The organism is Cryobacterium luteum, assembly GCF_900110125.1.
Taxonomy (GTDB): Bacteria; Actinomycetota; Actinomycetes; order Actinomycetales; family Microbacteriaceae; genus Cryobacterium; species Cryobacterium luteum.
The window spans coordinates 56,361-79,859 of record NZ_FOCN01000003.1; the positions used below are offsets into that span (position 1 = coordinate 56,361).

Annotated in this window: 22 protein-coding genes; 21 read left to right on the top strand and 1 reads right to left on the bottom strand. The window is 67.0% G+C overall.

The genetic code is table 11. The features are described 5' to 3' along the window. Positions 1-26: 26 nt before the first annotated feature. From BMW72_RS04570 to BMW72_RS04640, 15 genes are all read left to right on the top strand, one after another. Complete coding sequence (locus BMW72_RS04570; protein WP_092107756.1) at positions 27-1,034, top strand: thioredoxin domain-containing protein; 1,008 nt, start codon at positions 27-29, stop codon at positions 1,032-1,034. A 93-nt stretch (positions 1,035-1,127) separates the two neighbouring features. Further along, complete coding sequence (gene pyrR / locus BMW72_RS04575; protein WP_092107758.1) at positions 1,128-1,670, top strand: bifunctional pyr operon transcriptional regulator/uracil phosphoribosyltransferase PyrR; 543 nt, start codon at positions 1,128-1,130, stop codon at positions 1,668-1,670. After that, positions 1,667-2,629, top strand: a complete 963-nt coding sequence (locus BMW72_RS04580) for an aspartate carbamoyltransferase catalytic subunit (protein ID WP_092107760.1) — start codon at positions 1,667-1,669, stop codon at positions 2,627-2,629. The genes pyrR and BMW72_RS04580 overlap by 4 nt, the downstream gene beginning before the upstream one ends. Then, a complete protein-coding gene (locus tag BMW72_RS04585) occupies positions 2,619-3,980 on the top strand; it encodes a dihydroorotase (protein ID WP_241983840.1) in 1,362 nt (453 codons plus the stop codon). Before BMW72_RS04580 ends, BMW72_RS04585 begins: the two co-directional genes overlap by 11 nt. Next, on the top strand, positions 3,973-4,512 hold the full coding sequence (locus BMW72_RS04590; protein WP_174843163.1) for a PH-like domain-containing protein: 540 nt from the start codon (positions 3,973-3,975) through the stop codon (positions 4,510-4,512). The genes BMW72_RS04585 and BMW72_RS04590 overlap by 8 nt, the downstream gene beginning before the upstream one ends. A gap of 130 nt (positions 4,513-4,642) precedes the next feature. Next, positions 4,643-5,776 (top strand): glutamine-hydrolyzing carbamoyl-phosphate synthase small subunit, encoded by a 1,134-nt coding sequence (gene carA / locus BMW72_RS04595; protein ID WP_092108149.1) that lies wholly within the window; start codon positions 4,643-4,645, stop codon positions 5,774-5,776. Beyond that, positions 5,776-9,063 (top strand): carbamoyl-phosphate synthase large subunit, encoded by a 3,288-nt coding sequence (carB, locus tag BMW72_RS04600; RefSeq protein ID WP_092107762.1) that lies wholly within the window; start codon positions 5,776-5,778, stop codon positions 9,061-9,063. The genes carA and carB overlap by 1 nt, the downstream gene beginning before the upstream one ends. Before the next feature lie 17 nt (positions 9,064-9,080). Further along, positions 9,081-9,980: an orotidine-5'-phosphate decarboxylase gene (gene pyrF, locus BMW72_RS04605; protein ID WP_092108151.1), complete on the top strand. Its 900-nt coding sequence runs from the start codon at positions 9,081-9,083 to the stop codon at positions 9,978-9,980. After that, positions 9,973-10,893 (top strand): guanylate kinase, encoded by a 921-nt coding sequence (gene gmk, locus BMW72_RS04610; RefSeq protein ID WP_092108153.1) that lies wholly within the window; start codon positions 9,973-9,975, stop codon positions 10,891-10,893. The genes pyrF and gmk overlap by 8 nt, the downstream gene beginning before the upstream one ends. Before the next feature lie 96 nt (positions 10,894-10,989). Beyond that, entirely contained in the window at positions 10,990-11,250 is a 261-nt protein-coding gene (gene rpoZ, locus BMW72_RS04615) for a DNA-directed RNA polymerase subunit omega (RefSeq protein WP_092107764.1), read from the top strand. Positions 11,251-11,287: 37 nt separating this feature from the next. Next, positions 11,288-12,514: a bifunctional phosphopantothenoylcysteine decarboxylase/phosphopantothenate--cysteine ligase CoaBC gene (coaBC, locus tag BMW72_RS04620; RefSeq protein ID WP_092107766.1), complete on the top strand. Its 1,227-nt coding sequence runs from the start codon at positions 11,288-11,290 to the stop codon at positions 12,512-12,514. 140 nt (positions 12,515-12,654) lie between these two features. After that, positions 12,655-13,848, top strand: a complete 1,194-nt coding sequence (metK, locus tag BMW72_RS04625) for a methionine adenosyltransferase (RefSeq protein ID WP_092107768.1) — start codon at positions 12,655-12,657, stop codon at positions 13,846-13,848. 13 nt (positions 13,849-13,861) lie between these two features. Continuing rightward, positions 13,862-15,949: a primosomal protein N' family DNA-binding protein gene (locus BMW72_RS04630; protein WP_092107770.1), complete on the top strand. Its 2,088-nt coding sequence runs from the start codon at positions 13,862-13,864 to the stop codon at positions 15,947-15,949. Then, positions 15,950-16,867, top strand: coding sequence for a methionyl-tRNA formyltransferase (gene fmt / locus BMW72_RS04635; RefSeq protein WP_092107772.1), 918 nt, complete (start codon positions 15,950-15,952; stop codon positions 16,865-16,867). Further along, entirely contained in the window at positions 16,864-18,324 is a 1,461-nt protein-coding gene (locus BMW72_RS04640; protein WP_092107774.1) for an RsmB/NOP family class I SAM-dependent RNA methyltransferase, read from the top strand. The genes fmt and BMW72_RS04640 overlap by 4 nt, the downstream gene beginning before the upstream one ends. 104 nt (positions 18,325-18,428) lie before the next feature. On the opposite strand, the gene BMW72_RS18650 is transcribed toward BMW72_RS04640, so the two are convergent. After that, positions 18,429-18,758 (bottom strand): ribosomal maturation YjgA family protein, encoded by a 330-nt coding sequence (locus tag BMW72_RS18650; RefSeq protein WP_166787696.1) that lies wholly within the window; start codon positions 18,756-18,758, stop codon positions 18,429-18,431. A 174-nt stretch (positions 18,759-18,932) separates the two neighbouring features. On the opposite strand from BMW72_RS18650, the gene rpe reads away from it, so the two are divergent. The 6 genes from rpe to BMW72_RS04675 all read left to right on the top strand — a co-directional run bounded on the left by rpe (position 18,933) and on the right by BMW72_RS04675 (position 23,489). Beyond that, positions 18,933-19,613 (top strand): ribulose-phosphate 3-epimerase, encoded by a 681-nt coding sequence (gene rpe, locus BMW72_RS04650; protein WP_092107776.1) that lies wholly within the window; start codon positions 18,933-18,935, stop codon positions 19,611-19,613. Next, positions 19,613-19,876, top strand: a complete 264-nt coding sequence (locus BMW72_RS04655; protein ID WP_092107778.1) for a phosphoribosyl-ATP diphosphatase — start codon at positions 19,613-19,615, stop codon at positions 19,874-19,876. The genes rpe and BMW72_RS04655 overlap by 1 nt, the downstream gene beginning before the upstream one ends. A 70-nt stretch (positions 19,877-19,946) precedes the next feature. After that, positions 19,947-20,786 (top strand): ATP phosphoribosyltransferase, encoded by an 840-nt coding sequence (gene hisG, locus BMW72_RS04660; protein WP_092107780.1) that lies wholly within the window; start codon positions 19,947-19,949, stop codon positions 20,784-20,786. A 23-nt stretch (positions 20,787-20,809) separates the two neighbouring features. Further along, positions 20,810-21,571: an imidazole glycerol phosphate synthase subunit HisF gene (hisF, locus tag BMW72_RS04665; protein ID WP_092107782.1), complete on the top strand. Its 762-nt coding sequence runs from the start codon at positions 20,810-20,812 to the stop codon at positions 21,569-21,571. Further along, entirely contained in the window at positions 21,571-21,936 is a 366-nt protein-coding gene (gene hisI / locus BMW72_RS04670; protein WP_092107784.1) for a phosphoribosyl-AMP cyclohydrolase, read from the top strand. The genes hisF and hisI overlap by 1 nt, the downstream gene beginning before the upstream one ends. Continuing rightward, positions 21,933-23,489, top strand: a complete 1,557-nt coding sequence (locus BMW72_RS04675; RefSeq protein WP_092107786.1) for an anthranilate synthase component I — start codon at positions 21,933-21,935, stop codon at positions 23,487-23,489. Before hisI ends, BMW72_RS04675 begins: the two co-directional genes overlap by 4 nt. Positions 23,490-23,499: the final 10 nt, after the last annotated feature.

Below are 23,499 nucleotides of genomic sequence, written 5' to 3' on the forward strand. Positions count from 1 at the left end.
GCCTCTCGTCACCGAAGGACACGCACATGGACAGCACCGGACCCGACGCACCTCGCGACCAGCCGGTTGTGCCCAACCCGTACCTGCCGGTGCCGCCGAAGGGAGGGCCGACTCCGCCGATCGCGCCGGCCCCGTTCGTGCCAGGCCAAAGGACGAACACTCTGGCCATCGTGTCGTTCGTGTCGTCATTCTTCATCGGGCTTGTCGCCATCATCACCGGGCATATCGCGCTCGCACAGATTCGGGCTCGCGGTGAACTCGGTCGCGGCTTTGCCCTCGCCGGTCTCATCATCGGTTACGTCGCCACGGCCCTGTTCGCCATTCTGGTCGTGTTCGCGATCATCTTCGCCTCCGCTATCGCAGCCTTCGTGGTCGCCATTGATGCCGGCACAAGCTCAGGAACCGCGACCTCGTCGTCAGCACCGGAATCGAGCGCACCGGAATCGAGCACACCGCTGCCGACCGGGCAGCTGGGCGCCGCCGACTTCGACGGCGGCTATCTCGAATTCGGCACCGGAGTGGTCATCATCGACGAGTACGTCGACCCGATGTGCCCGTACTGCGCCCAGTTCGAGGCCGCAAACGGTGAACTGCTGGCTGCGGGCGTTGCGAGCGGAGACATCACGCTGCGGGTGCATTCGCTCACCTTTCTCGACCGGATGTCTCAGGGCACCGACTACTCCAGCCGGGCCTCAGCGGCTCTCACCTGCCAGGCCACACTGAACCCGGGTGAGACCCTCGCGTTTCTGTCGGCGCTGTTCGCCAATCAACCGCTCGAGCAGACGGCCGGGCTCAGCAATGGCGAACTCGCCGCCCTGGCGACCGGCGCGTCCAATATTGCCGACTGCATCGATTCCGGGGACTATCAGGCCTGGTCGCAGCAGAACACCGAAGCAGCCCTGACCGGACCGATCGAGGGCGCTGAGATCGAATCCGTCAAGGGGACCCCCACGGTGCTGGTCGACGGTGTGCAATACACCGGCAGCCTCACCGACACGGCCGAATTCTCCGCCTTCGTTGCTTCCGCGTTCTAAGGGTTCGCACCACCGGTTCCCCACGGGCTAGGCTGGACCCATTCAGACATCCTTTAATGATCCGTCCTGTGAGACGGGGAAGGAGGTCGGCATTTGGCGCACATTGTGCTCACTCAGGCTGACATCACCCGCGCGTTAACTCGAATCTCCCACGAGATCCTGGAGTCCAATCGGGGCCCGGAGAATCTCATCATCCTCGGTATCCCCACCCGTGGCGTCATTCTCGCCCGCCGCATCGCCGAGACCATCCAGCGAATCGAACCCGCAGCATCACTCGTGCGGGTCGGATCGCTCGACGTCACGCTCTATCGCGACGATCTCGCCCACGGCCGTACCCGCACGCCGTCGCGCACCGAAGTGCCCGGCAGGATCAACGGTGCCACAGTCGTGCTCGTCGACGACGTGCTGTACTCGGGACGTACCATTCGCAGCGCCCTCGACGCGCTCGGGGACCACGGCCGTCCAACCATCGTGCGGCTTGCCGTTCTCGTCGATCGGGGACACCGTGAGTTGCCCATTCGCGCCGACTTCGTCGGCCGCAACCTGCCGACGGCTACCGACGAGCGCATCAACGTGCACCTCGAGGAGATCGACGGCGACGAGTTCGTCTCGATCGACGGCGGGACCAACCGATGAGACATCTTCTGTCCACCAAGGACCTCACCCGTGACGAGGCCATCAATCTGCTCGACATTGCCGAAGACATGGCGGATGTCGCCAAGCGTGAGGTCAAGAAGCTCCCGACCCTGCGCGGCAAGACCGTCGTCAACCTGTTCTTCGAGGATTCCACCCGCACCCGCATCTCCTTCGAGGCCGCCGCCAAGCGGCTGAGCGCCGACGTGATCAACTTCAGCGCCAAGGGCTCAAGCGTGTCGAAGGGCGAAAGCCTGAAGGATACGGCGCAGACCCTGGCCGCGATCGGCGCCGACGGTGTCGTCATCCGCCACCCGGCCTCCGGTGCCCCGGCCGTGCTCGCCGCAAGCGGGTGGATCGATGCGGGCATCATCAACGCCGGTGACGGCACCCACGAGCATCCCACCCAGGCCCTACTCGACGCCTTCACCATCCGCCGCCGCACCCACGGGCAGGCATCCCGCGGTCGGGGCCTCGACGGAGTCACCGTCACCATCGTCGGCGACGTGCTCCACTCCCGCGTCGCCCGGTCGAACCTCTGGCTGCTGACCACTCTCGGTGCGGAGGTCACGTTCGTCGCCCCGCCCACGCTGTTGCCGAGCGACACCACCCTCTGGCCGGCCCGATTCAGCTTTGACCTCGATGAGGCGATCGATGCCAGCCCCGACGTGGTCATGATGCTGCGCATCCAGACCGAACGGATGAGCGCGGCCTTCTTTCCGAGCAGCCGCGAGTATTCCCGGGTCTGGGGCCTCGACGACGCGCGATTTGGCCGACTCGGTCCGGCTAGCATTGTCATGCACCCCGGCCCGATGAATCGTGGCCTGGAGATCTCGTCGGCGGCGGCCGACTCCGCTAATTCGACCGTGCTTGAACAGGTCACGAACGGCGTCTCCGTGCGAATGGCCGCACTCTACCTGCTCTTGTCCGGTGACCGGAAGGAATCGAAGAATGTCGATTGACGCGATGCACGGAACTGCGCACAACTGGCTGATTCGCGGGGCGACCCTACCGAACGGCACGGGCACCGACATCCGTCTCGACGGCCGGCGGATCGCCGAACTCGGGACCGGCCTGTCGCCGAACGGCGCGAACGTGATCGACGCCGACGGCCTCATTGCGCTGCCCGGCCTGGTCGACCTGCACGCCCACCTGCGCGAACCGGGCTACGAACACAGTGAGACCGTGCTCAGCGGCAGCCGCGCCGCAGCCCGAGGGGGCTTCACGAGCGTGTTCGCCATGGCGAACACCCTGCCGGCGCAGGACACCGCCGGGGTGGTCGAGCAGGTGCTCGCGCTCGGAGAAAGTGCCGGCTACGTCGACGTGCAGCCGATCGGCGCCGTCACCGCGGGCCTCGCGGGCCAGCAACTCGCCGAACTCGGCGCGATGGCCTCGAGTCGAGCCCGCGTTCGGGTGTTCTCCGACGACGGCTTCTGCGTCTCCGACCCCCTTCTCATGCGCCGCGCCCTCGAATATGTGAAGGCCTTCGACGGCGTCATCGCGCAGCATTCGCAGGAACCGCGCCTCACCGAAAAAGCCCAGATGAACGAGGGCGCCCTCTCCGGCGAACTGGGCCTCGTCGGCTGGCCCGCCGTCGCCGAAGAGTCGATTATCGCCCGGGACGTTCTACTGGCCGAACACGTCGGATCGCGCCTGCACGTCTGCCACGTTTCGACGGCCGGCTCCGTCGACGTGATCCGTTGGGCGAAGGCTCGCGGCATCAACGTGACCGCCGAGGTCACGCCGCACCACCTGCTGCTCACCGAAGACCTCGTTCGCGGCTACGACGCCCGTTTCAAGGTGAACCCGCCGCTGCGAGCCCGGGAAGACGTCGAAGCCCTGCGCGCCGGACTCGCCGACGGCACGATCGACATCGTCGCGACCGACCACGCCCCGCATCCAGCCGAAAGCAAGGACTGCGAGTGGGACGCCGCCGCGAACGGCATGATCGGGCTGGAATCCGCGCTGTCGGTCGTGCACGCCGCGGTCGTGGCGACCGGGTTGCTCGACTGGGCCGACATCGAACGCGTTCTCTCCCGCACGCCGGCCCGCATCGGGCGCGTGACCGGCCAGGGCAATCCGATCGCGGTCGGGTCACCGGCCGAACTGACACTGTATGACCCTCAAGCGACCCGCGTTTTCGGGCGCGCCGACCTGGCCGGAACGAGCATGAACTCGCCCTACCTGTCGATGACCCTGCCGGGCGAAGTGCGGGCAACCTTCCACCGCGGCTATGCCACCGTGCTCGATGGTGTTGTGCGCAGCAGCCTCGAAATAGCCGAGAACGCGAGCGGAGTGCTCACTCATGGATAGGACCATTCCGGCCGTCATTACCGCGCTCGTCTTGCTCGGCGTTCTGATTTTGATGTGGCGCAGCTGGCGAAAGCGCAGCCGACGGGATGCGACACTCTCCGCCGGCTACCCCCTGCCGGAGTCCGCCGGGGTCACCCTGGCCGGCGCCGAAGCCTATTACGTGGCGACGACTCCGCGCGACGCGCCGCTTGAACGGCTCGCCATTGCCGGCCTCGGCTTTCGCGCCCGCGCCGCCCTAATGGTGACGGAGGCCGGAATCATTCTCGACCTCGACGGCAATGAGCCGGTTTTCGTTCCGGCCGGCGCCATCGATGCGGTCGGTGCCGCCCGGGTCGCCATCGACCGGGCCGTCGAAACCGACGGTCTCCTGCGCCTGTCCTGGCGGCTGGCCACCGGCACCCCCGACCGTCGCGCTGTCGACAGCTTCTTTCGCATCATCGATCCCAATGATCGGGCTCGCCTCGTCGACTCGATCCGCACCCTTGCCGTAACGGCCGCCGCCCCGGCCCATCAAGACGAAAGTGAGGCCTGACGTGCCCGATTCGACCGCACCAGACCAGACAGAACCCGACCAGGCGGCATCAGCTGACGTCGTTGCAAGCGAGGTCGGCGCATCCGCTGGCCTGACGTCCTCCTCCGTGGCGGACAAGCCCGGCCCGGCCGTGCTCGTGCTTGAAGACGGCCGCCGTTTCGTCGGCCGCAGGTATGGCAGCGAGGGTCAGGCTCTGGGCGAGATCGTCTTCGCCACGGGCATGACCGGCTACCAGGAAACCCTGACCGATCCGTCCTACGCCGGCCAGATCGTGCTGATGACCGCGCCGCACATCGGCAACACCGGCATGAACGATGAGGACATGGAGTCCAGGCAGATTTGGGTCGCCGGCTTCATCGTGCGCGAGCCGGCCCGGATCGCCTCCAACTTTCGCGCCACCCGAACCCTCGACGATGACCTCGAAGCACAGGGTGTTGTCGGCATCAGCGGCATCGACACCCGCGCCATCACCCGCCACATCCGTTCTGCGGGCGCCATGAAGAGCGGCATCTTCTCGGGCGACCTGTTCGGCCTCTCTGACAGCGAACAGCTCGAACGGGTGCTCGCCGGGGCTGCCATGCGCGGTCGCAACCTGTCGTTCGAGGTCTCGACCGTCGAACCCTTCTCGATTCCCGCGCAGGGTGAACGCATCGGCTCCGTCGCTGTGCTCGACCTCGGTGTGAAGAGCAGCACACTCACCTACCTCGCCGAACGCGGCTTCGAGGTGCTCGTGCTGCCGCAGTCGGTCACCGCAGAGCATGTTCTCTCGCTGAAGCCCTCTGCCCTGTTCTTCTCGAACGGACCGGGCGACCCGGCCGCGTCCGACGCGCACGTCACCCTGTTGCAGGAAGTGCTCCGGGCTGGCATTCCCTACTTCGGCATCTGCTTCGGCAACCAACTTCTCGGCCGCGCGCTGGGTTTTCGCACCTACAAACTGCCATTCGGACACCGCGGCATCAACCAGCCGGTGCTCGACAAGACCACCGGACGGGTCGAGATCACCTCGCAGAACCACGGCTTCGCGGTCGACATGCCCATTGAGGGCGTGCACGAGTCGCGCACCGGCTTCGGCCGGGTCGAGGTCAGCCACTACAGCCTCAACGACCAGGTGGTCGAAGGCATCCGCTGCCTCGATATCAACGCCTTCTCGGTGCAATACCACCCGGAAGCTGCCTCCGGCCCGCACGACGCCAACCACCTTTTCGATCGATTCAGAGACGTTGTTCTGGCTGCGCAGTCAGCCGTTGCAGGAGAAACCAAATAATGCCCAAGCGCGACGATATCAACAGTGTTCTTGTCATCGGCAGCGGCCCGATCGTCATCGGCCAGGCCTGCGAGTTCGACTATTCCGGCACGCAAGCCTGCCGCGTACTGCGCGAGGAAGGCGTGCGCGTCATCCTGGTCAACTCGAACCCGGCCACCATCATGACCGACCCCGACTTCGCCGATGCGACCTACATCGAACCGATCACGGCGGAGATCCTCGAGACCATCATCGCGAAGGAACGACCGGATGCGATTCTGCCGACGCTGGGTGGGCAGACCGCCCTCAACGCGGCGATCCAACTGCACGAGCGCGGAATTCTTCAAAAGTATGACGTCGAGCTGATCGGCGCGAGCTTCGACGCCATCAACAAGGGCGAAGATCGCATGATCTTCAAGCAGCTCGTACTGGATGCCGGCGCCGGTGTGGCCCGCTCATTCATCGCGCGCACCGTCGAGGAAGCCGTCGGCTACGCCGCCGACCTCGGCTACCCGCTGGTCGTTCGCCCCTCCTTCACCATGGGCGGGCTCGGCTCCGGCTTCGCCTACACCGAGGTGGAATTGCGCCGCATCGTCACCGACGGCCTGCATCACAGCCCGACCACCGAGGTACTGCTCGAGGAATCGATTCTCGGCTGGAAAGAGTACGAACTCGAGATGATGCGCGACACGGCCGACAACACCGTCGTCGTCTGCTCCATCGAGAACGTCGACCCGGTCGGAGTGCATACCGGCGACTCGATCACCGTCGCCCCGGCCCTCACCCTGACCGACCGTGAATTCCAGCACCTGCGGGACATCTCGATCGACATCATCCGCGCCGTCGGCGTCGACACCGGCGGTTGCAACATCCAGTTCGCGATCAACCCGGCCGACGGCCGCGTCATCGTGATCGAGATGAACCCACGGGTATCGCGTTCTTCCGCCCTGGCCAGCAAGGCGACCGGCTTTCCGATCGCCAAGATCGCCGCCAAGCTCGCCATCGGCTACCGTCTCGACGAGATCCCCAATGACATCACCGGTGTCACCCCGGCGAGCTTCGAGCCGACCCTCGACTACGTCGTGGTCAAGGTGCCACGCTTCGCGTTCGAGAAGTTCCCGGCCGCCGACCAGCGCCTGACCACCACTATGAAGTCCGTCGGTGAAGCCATGGCCATCGGTCGCAGTTTTGCATCCGCTCTGCAGAAGGCGCTGCGATCGCTCGAGAAGCGCGGCTCGAGCTTTCACTGGGGCACGGAGACCCGCACGGTCGACGAACTGCTCGCCGTCGCCGAGATTCCCACCGACGGCCGCATCGTCACCGTGCAGCAGGCCCTTCGCCGCGGCGCGACCATCGAGCAAGTTTTCGACGCCACCAAGATCGATCCGTGGTTCCTCGACCAGATCGTGCTGATCAACGAGATCGCCGAGCAGGTCAAGGCCGCCGACCGACTCGACCGCGACGTCATGATCCTCGCCAAGGACCACGGCTTCTCCGACGCGCAAATCGGCGAATTGCGCGGCTTCGGCGAAGCGGATGTGCGCACCGTACGCCACATTCTCGGCGTGCGCCCGGTCTTCAAGACCGTCGACACCTGCGCGGGGGAGTTCCCGGCGCTCACCCCGTACCACTACTCCAGCTATGACGACGAGACCGAGGTCGTCGCGAGCGACCGCCGTAAGGTTGTCATCCTCGGTTCCGGACCGAACCGCATCGGGCAGGGCGTCGAATTCGACTACTCCTGCGTGCACGCCTCCTTCGCGCTGTCCGAGGCCGGCTACGAAACCATCATGATCAACTGCAACCCGGAGACGGTGTCCACCGACTACGACACGAGCGATCGGCTCTACTTCGAGCCGCTCACCCTCGAAGACGTGCTCGAGGTCATCCACGCCGAAAGCCAGAGCGGTGAACTCATCGGTGTGGTCGTGCAGCTCGGCGGGCAGACCGCCCTGAGCCTCGCCCGCGGCCTCGAAGCGGCCGGTATCCCCATTCTCGGTACCACCCCCGACGCGATCGACCTGGCCGAGGAGCGCGGCCTGTTCTCCAAGATCCTCGATGACGCCGGCCTGCTGGCCCCGCGCAACGGAACGGCGATCGACTTCGCCGGCGCTGTCGTCGTGGCGGAAGAAATCGGCTACCCGGTGCTCGTGCGCCCGAGCTACGTGCTCGGCGGCCGCGGCATGGAGATCGTCTACGACTCCCCGTCGCTCGCAGATTACTTCAAGCGGATGTCCGGGCAGGGGATCATCGGCGCTGGACATCCTCTTCTGGTGGACCGTTTTCTCGACGACGCGATCGAGATCGACGTCGACGCCATCTACGACGGCCACGAGCTCTACATCGGCGGCGTCATGGAGCACATCGAGGAGGCCGGCATCCACTCCGGCGACTCGAGCTGCACCCTGCCGCCGGTCACCCTCGGCCGCGCCGAAATCGACCGGGTGCGCGAAGCCACCCTCGGCATCGCCCGCGGCATCGGGGTCAAGGGCCTGCTCAACGTACAGTTCGCGATTGGCGCCGGCGTGCTCTACGTGCTCGAAGCCAACCCGCGTGCCTCCCGCACCGTGCCCTTCGTCGCGAAAGCACTCGGTATCACCCTGGCCAAGGCCGCCGCGCTCATCATGGTCGGTACGACCATCGCCGAGCTCAAGGCCGAGGGCAAGCTGCCGCTCATCGACGGCTCGCGGGTGCCGATTGAATCGCCGGTCGCCGTGAAGGAAGCCGTGCTGCCGTTCAACCGCTTCCGCACCCCCGAGGGCCTCGTCGTCGACTCCATCCTCGGCCCGGAGATGCGCTCCACCGGCGAGGTCATGGGCATCGACCGCGACTTCCCGCGGGCGTTCGCCAAGAGCCAGCTCGCCGCCTATGGCGGAATCCCGCTCTCCGGCACCGTGTTCGTGTCGGTCTCCGACCGTGACAAGCGGGCCATCATCCTGCCGATGCTGCGCCTGCAGCAGCTCGGTTACGAGATATACGCGACCATCGGTACCGCCGAAGTGTTGCAACGCAACGGCATCCGCGCCCGCGTTGTGACCAAATTCAGCGAAAAAGCGGGGGAGGACGACGTGTCCATCGTCGAACTCATCCGCCGCGAAGAGATCCAGATCGTCATCAACACTCCCGGCGGCAGCACCGCGAGGGCCGACGGGTACGAGATTCGGGCGGCCGCTGTCGCCGGCGATCTTCCGCTGTTCACGACCATCGCCGAGCTCAGCGCCGCTGTCGCGTCGATCGACTCGATTCGCGACGGGTTCGAGGTGACCTCGCTCCAGGAGTACGCCACCGCCCGTACGGCACTGCTGTGACGGGCCCTGCTGAGGCGATGACGGCCGGGTCGGCGGCGGTGGTCTCCTTCGGCGAACGTCTCGAGCGGGTGTTCGCCAGCCGCGGCCAGCTCTGCGTCGGCATCGATCCGCACTCCTGGCTGCTGCGCGAATGGAACCTGCCCGACACGGCCGCCGGCGCCGAATCGTTCGGCCGCGCCGTCGTCGCAGCGGCGGCGGGCCGGGTCGGCCTGGTCAAGCCGCAGGTCGCCTTCTACGAACGGTTCGGTTCCGCCGGGTTTGTGGCGCTGGAACGGGTGCTGGCCGACGCTCGAGCGGCCGGTCTGCTCGTGATCGGCGACGCCAAACGCGGCGACCTCGGCACGAGCGTCGAGGCCTACGCGCAGGCGTGGCTGTCACCGGGCTCCCCGCTCGAAGTGGATGCCCTCACGCTCGCCGCGTACATGGGTGTCGGTTCGCTTGACTCGCCGCTCACCCTCGCGGCCGCGAACGGCAAGGGCGTCTTCCTGCTCGCCGCGACCAGCAACCCCGAGGCCGCGCACATCCAGCAGGCGATCGTAGCGGACGGGCCGCAGGCCGGTTCGAGTGTCGCCCGCGCCGTTCTCGACGAGGTCGGCCAGCGGAATGCGCGCGCTGGTGCGGCATCCGCTCGCGTACCGACCGGTCTCGGGTCGATCGGAGTCGTACTCGGCGCCACACTTGACCTGGCCGCTTTCGGTATCGACGTGCAGCACGTTTCGGGCGAATTTCGAACACCGGTGCTCGCGCCGGGCTTCGGACATCAGGGTGGGAATATTATGGATCTGATCTCTATATATGGTGGATACGCCGGAGGGGTTATCGTGAGTGAATCGCGCAGTGTGCTCTCGGCCGGACCCCACCGGATCGAAGAAGCCATTGAGCGCCGAGTAGCCGAAGTAGGTGCCGTTCGTGGTTGAAAACCGTCCCACCCCGCCCGAAGTTGATCGGGTTGCCGCGTCGCGTGCCGCTGTCGCGGCCCGCCGAGCCCGCGCCAAGGTCAAGGCCGAAGTCGCCTCCGGCGAACGCACCGCGCTCGAGGTGCTCGCTGCGGCGATCACGGACCCGGTCGGGGTCGAGGGCCGGCTGCGGGTCACCGAACTGCTCGTGAGTATCCCGGCCATCGGCGTGACCAAGATGCAGCGCATCATCAACCGCCTTGAAATCTCGCCGTCCAAACGCCTCGGCGGTCTGGGCCGTCACCAGCGCGACCGCCTGCGCGACTTTCTCTCTGAGCGGCCGGTGCTGCGCCACGGGGTTGCCGACTCCAAACTCATTGTGCTCGCCGGCCCGACCGCGGTCGGCAAGGGAACCGTCGCGGGCTACATCCGAGAGAACTACCCCGACGTGCTGCTCTCGGTCTCGGCGACGACACGCGCTCCACGCCCGGGGGAGACCGAGGGGCTCAGCTACTACTTCGTCTCCGACGAACAATTCGACCGCATGATCGAAGACGGCGAACTTCTCGAGTGGGCCACGGTGCACAACGCCTACCGCTACGGCACCCCCCGCGCCCCCGTCGACGCGGCGATCGCCGCGGGGAACAGCGTGCTGCTCGAGATCGACCTGCAGGGTGCTCGGGCCGTGCGACGCGCCATGCCGGAAGCCCGCCTGGTGTTCCTGCTGCCGCCGAGCTGGGACGAACTGGTGCGCCGCCTGATCGGCCGCGGCACCGAAGACGCCGCCGAACAGGCTCGCCGGCTGGAGACCGCAAAGCTCGAATTGGCCGCCCAGGGAGAGTTCGATTACCAGGTGATCAACCACGATGTCGGCGACGCCGCCCGTGAGGTCGTAGACTTGATGGAGATCCGCGCTGCATCCAGCATGTCGTAGCGCTCGTTTCTGCTGAATTCGTGTGCGTCGCCGGACGCACATCCCCGAAAACTCGCACGCCGCCTCAGGCCGTGCTCTATTAGGAGTGTGACACCAATGGCGAACAAGCCCACTGGCATCATTGACCCGCCCATCGACGACCTGCTGTCCAAGGTCGACTCGAAGTACGCTCTGGTGATCTTCGCGTCCAAGCGCGCACGCCAGATCAACGACTATTACGCCGACCTGCACGAAGGCAGCCTGTTCGACAATGTCGGGCCGCTCGTCGACTCGACCGTCGAAGACAAGCCGCTCTCGGTGGCCCTGCGCGAGATCAACGACGACAAGCTCGTTTCCCGCCCCATCGTTGAGGCCTAAGCTTCACGAGCCCTCAATAAATTCTCAAGCGCGCAGGATGAAGACACCTCGCACGATCGTCGTCGGTATCACCGGTGGCATCGCAGCGTACAAGGCTGTCAACATCGTGCGCGCTTTTGTGTTGAACGGCGACGCGGTGCACGTCGTCGCCACCGCTGCCGCCCTGCGCTTCGTCGGCAAGCCGACACTGGAAGCCATCTCCCGAAACCCGGTGCACACCGACCTTTATGAGGGCGTCGCCGAGGTACGCCACGTGGCCATCGGCCAGGGCGCCGATCTCATCGTCGTCGCCCCCGCGACGGCCAACAGTATCGCCAAACTCGCCGCCGGCCTCGCCGACGACCTGCTCGGCAACACTATTTTGGCCAGCACGGCGCCGCTTGTGATCGCCCCGGCGATGCACACCGAAATGTGGAACAATCCGGCGACCGTGGCGAACGTCGCGGTCCTGCGGTCGCGCGGCATCACCATTGTCGGCCCCGGCGTGGGCCGGCTCACCGGCACCGACTCCGGCGCCGGCCGCATGGAAGAGCCGGAGACCATCGTGGCGGTGGCCCTGGCCGTCCTGGACCGGGTTTCGACGACGGGTGCGGATCAGGCATCCGCTGTGCAGGATCTGGCCGGTCGCCGCGTACTGATCAGCGCCGGCGGTACCCGGGAACCGCTTGACCCGGTGCGCTTTCTCGGTAACCGCTCGAGCGGCAAACAGGGCGTCTACCTCGCCCAGGCGGCCCTGGCCCGCGGCGCACGGGTCACCCTCGTTGCCGCCAACCTCGAGGTCGCCGTTCCGACCAGTGTCACGACGGTGCTGGTCAGCAGCGCCCTGCAGATGCACGAGGCCATGACGCTCGCCGCGCAATCGGCGGAGGTCATCATCATGGCCGCTGCCGTCGCCGACTACCGGCCCAAGACGGTGCAGCTCGGCAAGATCAAGAAGGAAGACGTGGGGGACACCCTCACCCTCGAACTGGTCAAAAACCCCGACATTCTGGCCGGGCTCTCGGCTGCGCGCCGGCCGGGCCAGCTGATCATCGGCTTCGCCGCCGAAACCGAAACGGATGCCGACCGGCTGCTCGCGCTCGGCCGCGAGAAGATCACCCGTAAGGGCTGCGACTATCTGGTCGTGAACCGGGTCAGTCAGCACGAGGGGTTCGGTACGGAACGTAACACCGTGACGGTGCTCGATCACCACGGAGTTATAGTGAATGAGGTCTCCGGCAGCAAAATGTCGGTGGCCAATTGCATACTTGACCTGATCGACTAGCCGCCGCAACGACGGGTAGGTCGGGTCGCCCAGACACGTCCGACTCGTGGGTTTTGCTGCACAACGACGTTTTCACGACGTAACTTTCAACTTCTACGTTTTCATTCACCACTACGTTTTAATAAACAGAGACGGGCCAGATGAGCGATCTTCGCCTCTTCACCTCGGAATCAGTCACCGAGGGTCACCCCGATAAGATCTGCGACCAGATCTCCGACAGCATCCTCGACGCCCTTCTGACCGACGACCCGCACAGCCGGGTCGCCGTGGAAACCCTCGTCACGACCGGGCTCGTGCACGTGGCCGGTGAGGTCACCACCGAGGCCTACGTGGAGATTCCGTCGATCGTGCGCAAATGCATCACCGACATCGGCTACGACTCCTCTGACGTCTGGTTCGACGGCCGGTCCTGCGGCGTCGAGATTTCCATCGGCGGCCAGTCACCCGACATCGCCCAGGGCGTCGATAACGCCTTCGAGACCCGTGAGCAGTCCAGCCTCGACGACTTCGACCGGCAGGGTGCCGGCGACCAGGGGATCATGTTCGGCTACGCCACCCGGGAGACCCCCGAGCTCATGCCGATCCCCATCTGGATCGCGCACCGGCTGGCTGAACGCCTCGCCCTCGTGCGCAAGAGCGGCGAGCTCGACTACCTGCGCCCCGACGGCAAGACCCAGGTCACGATCGGCTACGACGGCATCATTCCACGCACCGTTGAAACCGTTGTGGTGTCGACCCAGCACGCTCCCTCCGTGTTGACCGAGCAGCTGCGAGTGGAGGTTGAAGAGCTCGTAATTCGCCCGGTGCTCGACACGATCGATCTCGACTCGTCTTCGCTCGCGACGTTGATCAACCCCACCGGCCGGTTCGAAATCGGCGGCCCGCAGGGCGACGCCGGCCTCACCGGACGCAAGATCATCATCGACACCTATGGCGGATCGAGCCGCCACGGCGGCGGTGCCTTCAGCGGCAAGGACCCGTCCAAGGTTGACCGTTCGGCCGCCTACGCCATGCGCTGGGTCGCTAAGAACGCCGTAGCGGCCGGCCTGGCCGAACGCCTCGAGGTGCAGGTCGCCTACGCGATCGGCAAGGCGTCGCCGGTTGGTCTGTACGTTGAGACCTTCGGTACCGGCCTGTTGCCCGACAAGGAGATCACCGCGGCGATCCGCGCCGTGTTCGATCTGCGTCCGGCAGCGATCATCCACTCGCTTGACCTGCTGCGACCCATCTACGCGCAGACGGCCACCTATGGCCACTTCGGGCGCGAACTGCCCGACTTCACCTGGGAGCGCCTCGACAAGGTCGACGACCTGCGCAGCGCCGCCGGCCTCTGAAGCCGGCCCCGTCATGACGCACACCGGCCTCGTCGCACGGGTGCTGATTGATTCCCCGCTGCCGCAACTGGACCACCTGTTCTCCTACAGCGTGCCCGCCGAACTGGTCGAGCCGGTGTCCGCCGGCGTGCGTGTGAAGGTGCCGTTCCGTTCGGGTGGGCGCGTCGTCGACGCCTACGTGATCGAGGTTTTCGATCCACGCGCCGAGTCAGCTTCTGAAACGGATGCCGCCTACCGCGGCGCCCTCAGCCCGCTCGACTCGGTCGTGTCCACGGCCGTCGTGCTGACTCCCGCCGTGTGGAAACTGGCGCGTCGGCTGGCGGATCGGGCCGCCGGGAACGCGAGTGACATCATCCGTCTCGCCGTGCCGCCGCGACAGGTGCGGGTAGAAAAAGCCTGGCTGGCCGCGCAGGGCGCTGCAGCTGCGTCGACCGCGCAGGCAGAGGCACTCGCGCCGGCGACCGTTTCGTCACCCAGCCGCCCGGTCATTGCGCCCGTCGAGGGCAGCAGTGTGCAGAAGGCACCCATCTCGCTGGCGACGCCCGCCTTCGTCGGGTACCCGACCGGCCGCCTCGACACCGCGATTGTGGAACACCACCGCGTGGCCGTCGCGGCGATCCCCGAACTCGTGCAGCTCGATGACGGCAGCACGATCGGCCGGTGGGCGAAGACGCTGGCCGAACTCGCCGTTGCTACGCTCGGTACCGGGCAGAGCGCCATTCTGTGCGTGCCCGACTTTCGGGACCAAGATCAGGTGCAAGCCGCTCTGGCCCAGCTCGCCCCGACGCTGCCGCTCAGCCGAGTCGACGCCCGCCAGCCCAATCCCGACCGCTACCGCGCCTTTCTGGCCTGCCTTGAACCGGCGCCGCGCATCATTCTCGGCAATCGGTCGGCCGTCTACGCCCCGGCGCACCGTCTCGGCCTCATCGCCGTCTGGGACGATGGCGACCCGCTCTACACCGAACCGCTCAGTCCCTACGTCAACACCCGGGACGCGGCCCTCGTGCGCCAGCAGCACTGCGACTGCGCCCTCGTGCTGCTGGGCCACTCGCGCAGCGTCGAAACCCAGCGCCTGGTCGAACTGAACTACCTGACCGAAGTGAACCCATCCGCCGACCGCCACCCGCGCATCATCCCCACCGACTTTCAGTCCGAACCGGACCAGCAGGCCCGGGCCGCCCGTATCCCCTCGGCCGCCTGGCAGGCGGCCCGTGAGGCGCTCGCTCACGGACCCGTGCTGGTGCAGGTCGCCAGCCCCGGCTACGCGCCGATGCTCGCCTGCCAGGGCTGCAAGAAGGCGGCCCGCTGCACGCACTGCCAGGGGCCCCTCGGGCTCAAATCGGCGTCGGCCGTGCCGTCCTGCCGCTGGTGCGGCGCCCTCGCCGCCGGCTGGAGCTGCGCGCACTGCGAGGGCACCAAACTGCGGGTGGTCACCCTCGGCACAGGGCGCACCGCCGAAGAACTCGGCCGGGCTTTTCCCGGTGCCCGCGTCATCGTCGCCGACGGTGAGCACACCATTCAGACCCTCGGTGCCGAGCCGGCCCTCGTCATCGCCACCCGCGGCGCCGAACCGGTTCCGACCGGCGGCTACCGTGCCATTCTCATTCTCGACGGTGAACGCATGCTCGCCCGCGAATCCCTCCGCGTCGGCGAGGATTGCCTGCGCTGGTGGGCGAACGTGGCCGCCCTCGCCGCACCCGGCGCTCCCGTGCTGCTCGCCGGGGTGGGCGGGGCCCTCGCTCGCGCTCTCAACGCCTGGCGCCCCGACGTCTTCGCCGCGAGCGAGCTCGCCGACCGCCGCCAGCTGCGTTTTCCGCCGGCCGTGCGGGTCGCCTCGGTCACCGGAACCGCCGCCGACGTCGACGCCGCCGTGACCGCCCTGGCCGAGGTCGCCGGCCTCGACGTACTCGGTCCGGTCGACACCGAGGCGCCCCTCGTGCGTGCGGTCGTGCGGTTCGGCTACGCCCGCGGCGATGAGGTCGCCCACGCACTCAAGGCGGCGGTCGTGCAGAACGCCACCCGCCGCCGTAAGCCGAAGTCGGGCTCGTTCCAGCCGGCACCTACACTTAAAGTTCGATTCGACGACCCGGAGCTGCTCTAAATGAAACTCGTCTTTGCCGGCACGCCCGAGGTCGCGCTGCCCAGTCTCCTGGCCCTGGCCGGCACCGATCACGAGATCGTCTCTGTGATCACCCGAGCGGATGCCCCGCTCGGCCGCAAACGCCTCCTCACCCCGTCGCCGGTCGCGCAAGCCGCGGCCGGGTATGGCTACCCGGTCCTGAAGACCAACCGGCTCGACGCCGCAGCCACCGACCAGATCAGCGCCCTGCAGCCCGACCTCGGTGTCATCGTCGCGTACGGCGGAATCGTGCGCGAGCCGCTGCTTTCGGTGCCCCGGCTCGGCTGGATCAACCTGCATTTCTCGGTGCTGCCACGCTGGCGTGGTGCCTCGCCGGTGCAGCGCGCTGTCATCGCCGGTGACGAGCTCATCGGCGCCGCCGTCTTCCAGCTCGTGCCCGAACTCGATGCCGGCGCTGTGTTCGGCAGCTTCACCCAACCCCTCGCAGCACATTCCACATCGGGAGTACTTCTCGATGAGCTCAGTCACAGCGGCGCAGAGTTGCTCGTGCGCGTCGTCGCCGAGCTCGCCGCGGGAACAGCCGTGGCCGTGCCGCAGACCGGCGAGGTGACCCTCGCCCCCAAGCTGGTGCGGGACGACGCGCGGATCGATTTCACGCAGCCGGCAGCATCCGTTTACAGCCGCATTCGCGGGGTGACGCCCGAGCCCGGCGCGTTCACCATCGTGAACGGCGCCGTCTTGAAACTGATCGAGGTCGCTCCCAGCGTCAATGAACCCAACCTGCCTGCCGGAACCATTCTGCAGCGCGACAAAACAGTGCTCGTGGGCACGCACACCGAACCGCTGGTTCTGCTGCGCGTGCAACCGGCCGGAAAGACAGCAATGACAGCAAACGACTGGTGGCGCGGAGTGGGAGCAGAATCGGTGCTTGCCTCATGAGCGACGAACACACCCGCGCTGGAACAAATGCGACCCGCAGCGGCTCGACACCTTCGGGCCCTGCGCGTTCCCGGCAGGCCCCCGCCGATTTCGTGCAGCCGGCCCGCCGCATCGCCTACGAGGTGATCGCCGCCGTGCGGGAATCCGACGCCTACGCCAACCTGCTGCTGCCGACCCGCATCCAACGCGCCGCCCTCACTACAGCGGATGCCGCCCTCGCCACCGAGCTCACCTACGGCACCCTGCGCATGCAGGGCTTCTACGACCGCGTGATCGCCCTCGCCGCGAACCGGGCCGTCACCGCAATCGACCCCGCCATCCTCGACGTGCTGCGTCTGGGCGCCCACCAGCTGCTCGCCACCCGCGTGGCGACCCACGCCGCGGTCAACGAATCGGTCTCCCTGGCCAAACAGGTGGGCTCGCGCTCGGCGACCGGCTTCACCAACGGGGTCCTCCGCACCATCTCACGGTCGAGCGCCGAGGAATGGCGCGAGCGGGTGCTCGAGCGCGCGGTCAACGTCGACGACCGGCTCGCCGCCGAATACTCGCACCCCGCCTGGATCGTGCGGGCCTTCCGCCAGTCGCTGAAGGCCGAAGGCCACGAGAACGAGCTCGCCGACCTGCTCGCCGCCGACAATATGGCGGCCAAGGTCAACATGGTGGCGCTGCCGGGCCTGGCCACCGACGCAGACCGGGAACGGCTGGGCCTGGCCGATGAATTCTCGCCGGTCGGATTCGTGCTCGACTCGGGTGACCCGTACCACCTCGTGACAGCGACGGACGGGCGCGTTCGGGTGCAGGACGAAGGCTCCCAGATCGCCGCCCTGGCTCTCAGCCGGGCCCGGCCAATCGTAGCGGGAGAGCGCTGGCTCGACCTCTGCGCCGGTCCGGGGGGCAAGGCCGCCCTGCTCGCCGCGGAAGCACGCGCCGGGGGAGCCGAACTCGTGGCCAATGAGCTCGTTCCTGCCCGCGCCACCCTCGTGCGTACCGCCCTCGCTGCCCTTCCCGAATCTGTCCCGGTGTGGGAGGTCGACGGCACGACCATCGGCCAGACGCATCCCGGCGAATTCGACCGCATCCTGCTCGACGCGCCCTGCACCGGTCTCGGCGCCCTGCGCCGCCGGCCGGAGGCCCGGTGGCGTAAGCAGCCGAAAGACGTTGCCGACCTCGCCGGACTGCAGTCCGGCCTGATCGACGCGGCTCTCGACGCGCTCAAGCCCGGCGGTATCCTCGCCTACGTCACGTGCTCGCCGCACACCGCCGAGACCCGGGCGATCGTGGCCCTCGCCGTGCGTAAGGCCGGCGGCGCGGTGACCGCGCTCGACACCGCCGCCGTCGTGCAGTCCTTCAGCGCGGCGAACCTTGACCTGCCCGCCGACAGCGGCAGTGTGCAGCTCTGGCCGCACCGCCACGGTACCGACGCCATGTTCATCACGCTGCTGCAGCGCGCCCTGTAGCCAGGCGCCCTCGCCGCGCGCCTCCCCGGTGCCTGCGCCCCTCGCGCCAGCGAGCGGATGCGCGCGCCCAAGATGGGTAGCCGCTACGCCCATTACCGTAGCGCCTACCCAGAGCGGGCGCGGTCCCGGGCTCGCGGAATGAGCCTGTCGCAGACCAGCGCGGCCAGGACCCCCACGGCATAGGCGAGAAGATCCACCGGCGCAAACGTCGTGCCGAGAACGAGCCTGGCCGGCGGAAAGGCATCGGCCAGGGCAGCCGGCGCCGGGGAGAGTTGGGCTGCCTCGACCGCCGCGCAGGCCAGAAAGGCAACCGCTGCGCTGCCCATCTGTCGAAGGCGTGGAGCGATGAATGACACGACCAGGTAGGCCAACACCGCGTACAGGGCGTCGGCAGCGAAATCGCCGACCGGTCCGGCAGTGGTGAAATGAACCATCAATCCAGCCCCGATGTTGACAGCCGCAAAAACACAAAAGTTCCGTCGGCTCCGCGACCCAGGTCTGATCCGGTGCGAATCCGGGGCGTGCGATCGTTGCATCCCTTGAGGATAGGTGACCCCCCCCAAGTGGCACGCAACCACGCACGAGCTGCGGCTCGATAGGCTGAATGGATGGCCACCCGCATCAACCCCAGCATCCTCGCCGCCGATTTCGCCAACTTTGAGAGCGAGCTCTCCCGCATCCGCTCGGCCGATCTGGTGCACGTCGACATTATGGACAACCATTTCGTGCCGAACCTCACCTTCGGGCTCGGCATGGTCGAACGCCTGCAGCAGGTGTCGTCGCTGCCGCTCGACATCCACCTGATGATCGACGACCCCGCGCGGTGGGCACCCGGCTACGCCGAGGCCGGCGCCTTCTCGGTCACCTTTCACGCCGAGGCCACGACCGAACCGGTCGCGGTGGCCCGTCGCTTGCGTCAGATCGGCGCTCGCGCCGGCATTGCGCTGAAGCCAGGCACCGACATCACGCCCTATCTCGAGCTGCTCCCCGAATTCGACCAGGTGCTCGTCATGACCGTCGAACCGGGTTTCGGCGGCCAGAGCTTCATGGAATCGACCATGCCGAAACTCGCGCGCTTGCGCACCGCGGTTGACCAGGGCGGCCTCGACCTGTGGCTGCAGGTCGACGGCGGAATCACCGCGCAGACCATCGAGATCGCTGCTGCCGCCGGCGCCGACACCTTCGTGGCCGGGTCCAGCGTGTTCGGAGCCGAGAATCCGGCCGCCCAGATCGCTCTGCTGCGCGAGCGTGCGGGCAGCCACCGTCACGGGGCGGGTAACCTAGAGTAGTGAAAACATTCGATGACCTTTTCGTAGAACTGAGCGACAAGGCCCGCACCCGCCCAGAAGGCTCCGGCACCGTTCGTGAACTCGACGCCGGCGTGCACGCCATCGGCAAGAAAATTGTTGAGGAAGCCGCCGAAGTGTGGATGGCCGCCGAGTTTCAGAGCGACGACGAAACGTCCGCTGAAATCTCCCAATTGCTGTACCACCTACAGGTCATGATGATCGCCAAAGGTCTCTCTCCGGCCGACATCTACCGACATCTGTGACCGGCGCCAGCCCCCCATGCTGGCCCGTATCCGTCACTAGTCGTGTGCAAGAGAACCGAGAGAGTACCCCATGCTGAGAATTGCCGTGCCCAACAAGGGTTCGTTGTCTGAAACCGCCGCGCAGATGCTCGCCGAGGCCGGTTACACCGGCCGCCGCGACCCGCGCGACCTCGTCACCGCCGACCCGCGAAACGGGGTCGAATTCTTCTACCTGCGCCCCCGCGACATCGCCACCTACGTCGGATCCGGCGCCCTCGACGTCGGTATCACCGGCCGCGACCTGCTGCTCGACTCGCACTCCACGGCGGTCGAGATCGCCAGCCTCGACTTCGGCGACTCCACCTTTCGTTTCGCCGGGCCGGCCGGCCGTTTCACCCAGCTGAAAGACCTCCACGGCCTGCGCGTCGCCACGAGCTATCCCGGCCTGGTCGAACGCTTCCTCGCCACCCACTCGGTGACCGTCGACCTCGTCGAACTCGACGGCGCGGTCGAATCCGCCGTTCAGCTCGGCGTAGCGGATGCCGTCGCCGACGTCGTCTCCACCGGAACCACCCTGCGCAAGGCCGGCCTCGAAATCTTCGGACCGGTCATCCTCGAATCCACCGCCGTGCTGATCAGCTCCACCAACGACAAGGCCGGAATCGACACCCTGCTGCGCCGGTTGCAGGGTGTGCTCGTGGCGCGCCAATACGTGCTGCTCGACTACGACATCCCGGTGGCTCTGCTCGACGCCGCTGCGGCGCTTGCCCCCGGCATCGAATCGCCGACCGTCTCCTCGCTGCACGACCCGGAATGGGCCGCCGTTCGGGTCATGATCGCCCGGCTCGACATGAACAACGTGATGGACGCCCTCTACGCCCTCGGCGCCAGGGCCATCCTGGTCACGACCATTCACAACGCCCGCCTCTAAGAACCAGCGGAGGAGAACCAGCGATGAGCCTGAGCGTTCGCGTCATTCCCTGTCTCGACGTCGCCAACGGGCGCGTCGTCAAGGGGGTCAACTTTCAGAATCTGCGTGACGCCGGCGACCCGGTTGAACTCGCCCGCCGCTACTACGAGCAGGGCGCCGATGAGCTCACTTTTCTCGATGTCACGGCGACGGTCGACAATCGCGCAACAACGTACGACGTGGTGCGCGCGACGGCGGAGCAGGTGTTCATTCCGCTCACCGTCGGCGGCGGCATTCGCAGCGTCGAAGACGTCTCCCGGCTGCAGGCGAGCGGTGCCGACAAGGTCGGCGTCAACAGTGCAGCCATCGCCCGCCCGGCTCTGATCGGCGAAATCGCCGACCGGTTCGGTGCCCAGGTGCTCGTGTTGAGCCTCGATGTCAAACGTTCCCAGCGCACCGAGAGCGGCTTCGTCGTCACGACCCACGGTGGGCGCACCGAGACGGATCTGGACGCCGTCGCCTGGGCTCGACAGGCGATCGAGCTGGGCGCCGGGGAACTCCTGGTCAACTCGATCGACGCCGATGGCACCAAGGCCGGCTTCGACACCGAGCTCATCGCGCTCATGCGGGCTAACAGCCGGGTTCCGGTGATCGCCTCCGGCGGCGCCGGACGGGTTGAAGACTTCCCACCGGCAATCCGGGCCGGCGCGGACGCCGTGCTGGCGGCATCCGTTTTTCACTCTGCACAACTGACCATAGGCGACGTCAAGCGCGAACTGAGCGACGCCGGAATGCTGGTGCGCTGATGAGCGCAAAACTGACCGATCAGCTCGACGCTGCGATTTTCAACGATGCCGGGCTGCTGCCCGCCGTCATCCAGCAGTTCGACAGCCACGAGGTGCTCATGCTCGGCTGGATGAACCGGGAAGCGCTGCACCGCACTCTCACGGAGGGGCGCGTGACCTTCTGGTCCCGCAGCCGGCAGGAATTCTGGCGCAAGGGCGACACCTCCGGACACGCCCAGTACGTGCACTCCGCAGCCTTCGACTGCGACAACGACACCCTGCTCGTGCAGGTCGACCAGGTCGGAGCGGCCTGCCACACCGGCACGCGCACCTGCTTCGATGGCCGCGATCTCGGCGCAACAGCTCAGGAAAGGCCCCTGGAATGACCGACAGCACCCCGGCCGCGACCGGCGCCCGCACAGCCGGCTCCACCACGCGTGCTCAGTTCGACGCGCTCATCGACGCGCACCGGGTCATCCCGGTCATTCGTGAGCTCTTCGCCGACGGCGAAACCCCGGTCGGCATCTATCGCAAGCTCGCCAACGGCCTGCCGGGCAGTTTTCTGCTCGAATCCGCCGAACAGGGCGGAATATGGTCGCGATTCTCCTTCGTCGGCGTCTCCTCCTTCGGCGTGCTCACCCAGGAGGGTGACGACACCCGCTGGATCGACTACGGACTGTCCGCCGATCGCGCACTCGGCTCCGCCGCGACCCTTCGCCCGCTCGACGCCCTGGCCTTCCTGTTCGACCGCTGGCAGACCCCGCGGCTGCCCGAACACCCGCCGCTGACCGGCGGACTGGTCGGCTTCATCGGCTGGGAGGCGATTCGCCAGATTGAACGTCTGCCGCACCAGCCGCCGGCCGATTACGATGTGCCGGGCCAGTCCTTCAGCTTCGTCGCCGACCTCGTCGTACTCGACCACAAGTACGGCACCGTGCAACTGATCTCCAACGTCCTCGGCGACGGCACCGACACACCCGACGAGCTGTGGGCTGACGCGTGCGCACGCCTGGATTCCCTGCAGAAGCGCCTCGCCGCGCCCGCCGAAGCCTGGCTCGCCGAGGTTGACCTGCAGGCTCCGAGCGCGCCGAGCAATCGCACCACCCGTGATGATTTTCTCGCCGCCGTGAATGTCGGCAAGCAGCACATCATCGACGGTGACGTGTTCCAGGTCGTCATCTCGCAGCGCTTCGACCACGTGTGCACTGCCCACCCCATCGACGTCTACCGGGTGCTGCGCAGCCTCAATCCCAGCCCGTACATGTACCTGCTCAGCCTTGAGACGCCGGGCGGTGACCCCTACTGGATCGTCGGTTCGTCACCAGAAGCGCTCGTCAAGGTGCAGGATCAGCGTGTCTTCACGCACCCGATCGCCGGCTCCAAACCGCGCGGCGGCACACCGGATGCCGACGCCGACTACGCGATCGAACTCGCCGAAGACCCGAAGGAACGGGCAGAGCACCTCATGCTCGTCGACCTCGCCCGCAACGACCTGCTCAAGGTCTGCGCGGCCGGTTCCGTCGAGGTGACCGAGTTCATGCGCATAGAACGGTTCAGCCACATCATGCACCTGGTCTCCTCGGTCGAGGGCAACCTCGTGCCCGGCAAGACCGCCATCGACGTCTTCCGTGCCACCTTCCCGGCCGGAACGCTGTCGGGCGCGCCGAAACCGCGGGCACTTGAAATCATCGACGCCCTCGAACCCACCCAACGCGGCGTGTACGGGGGAGTGGTCGGCTACTTCGGCTTCGCCGGCGACGCCGACCTTGCCATCGCCATCCGCACCGCCACCATCAAGGACGGCATCGCCCGTGTTCAGGCCGGCGGCGGCGTCGTCACCGACTCCGATCCGGCTTCCGAGTACCAGGAATCGCAGAACAAGGCGGCCGCGCCGTTGCGTGCGGTGGCCGTGGCCAACGCGATGCGCCGGGTGTACTGATGAAACGACG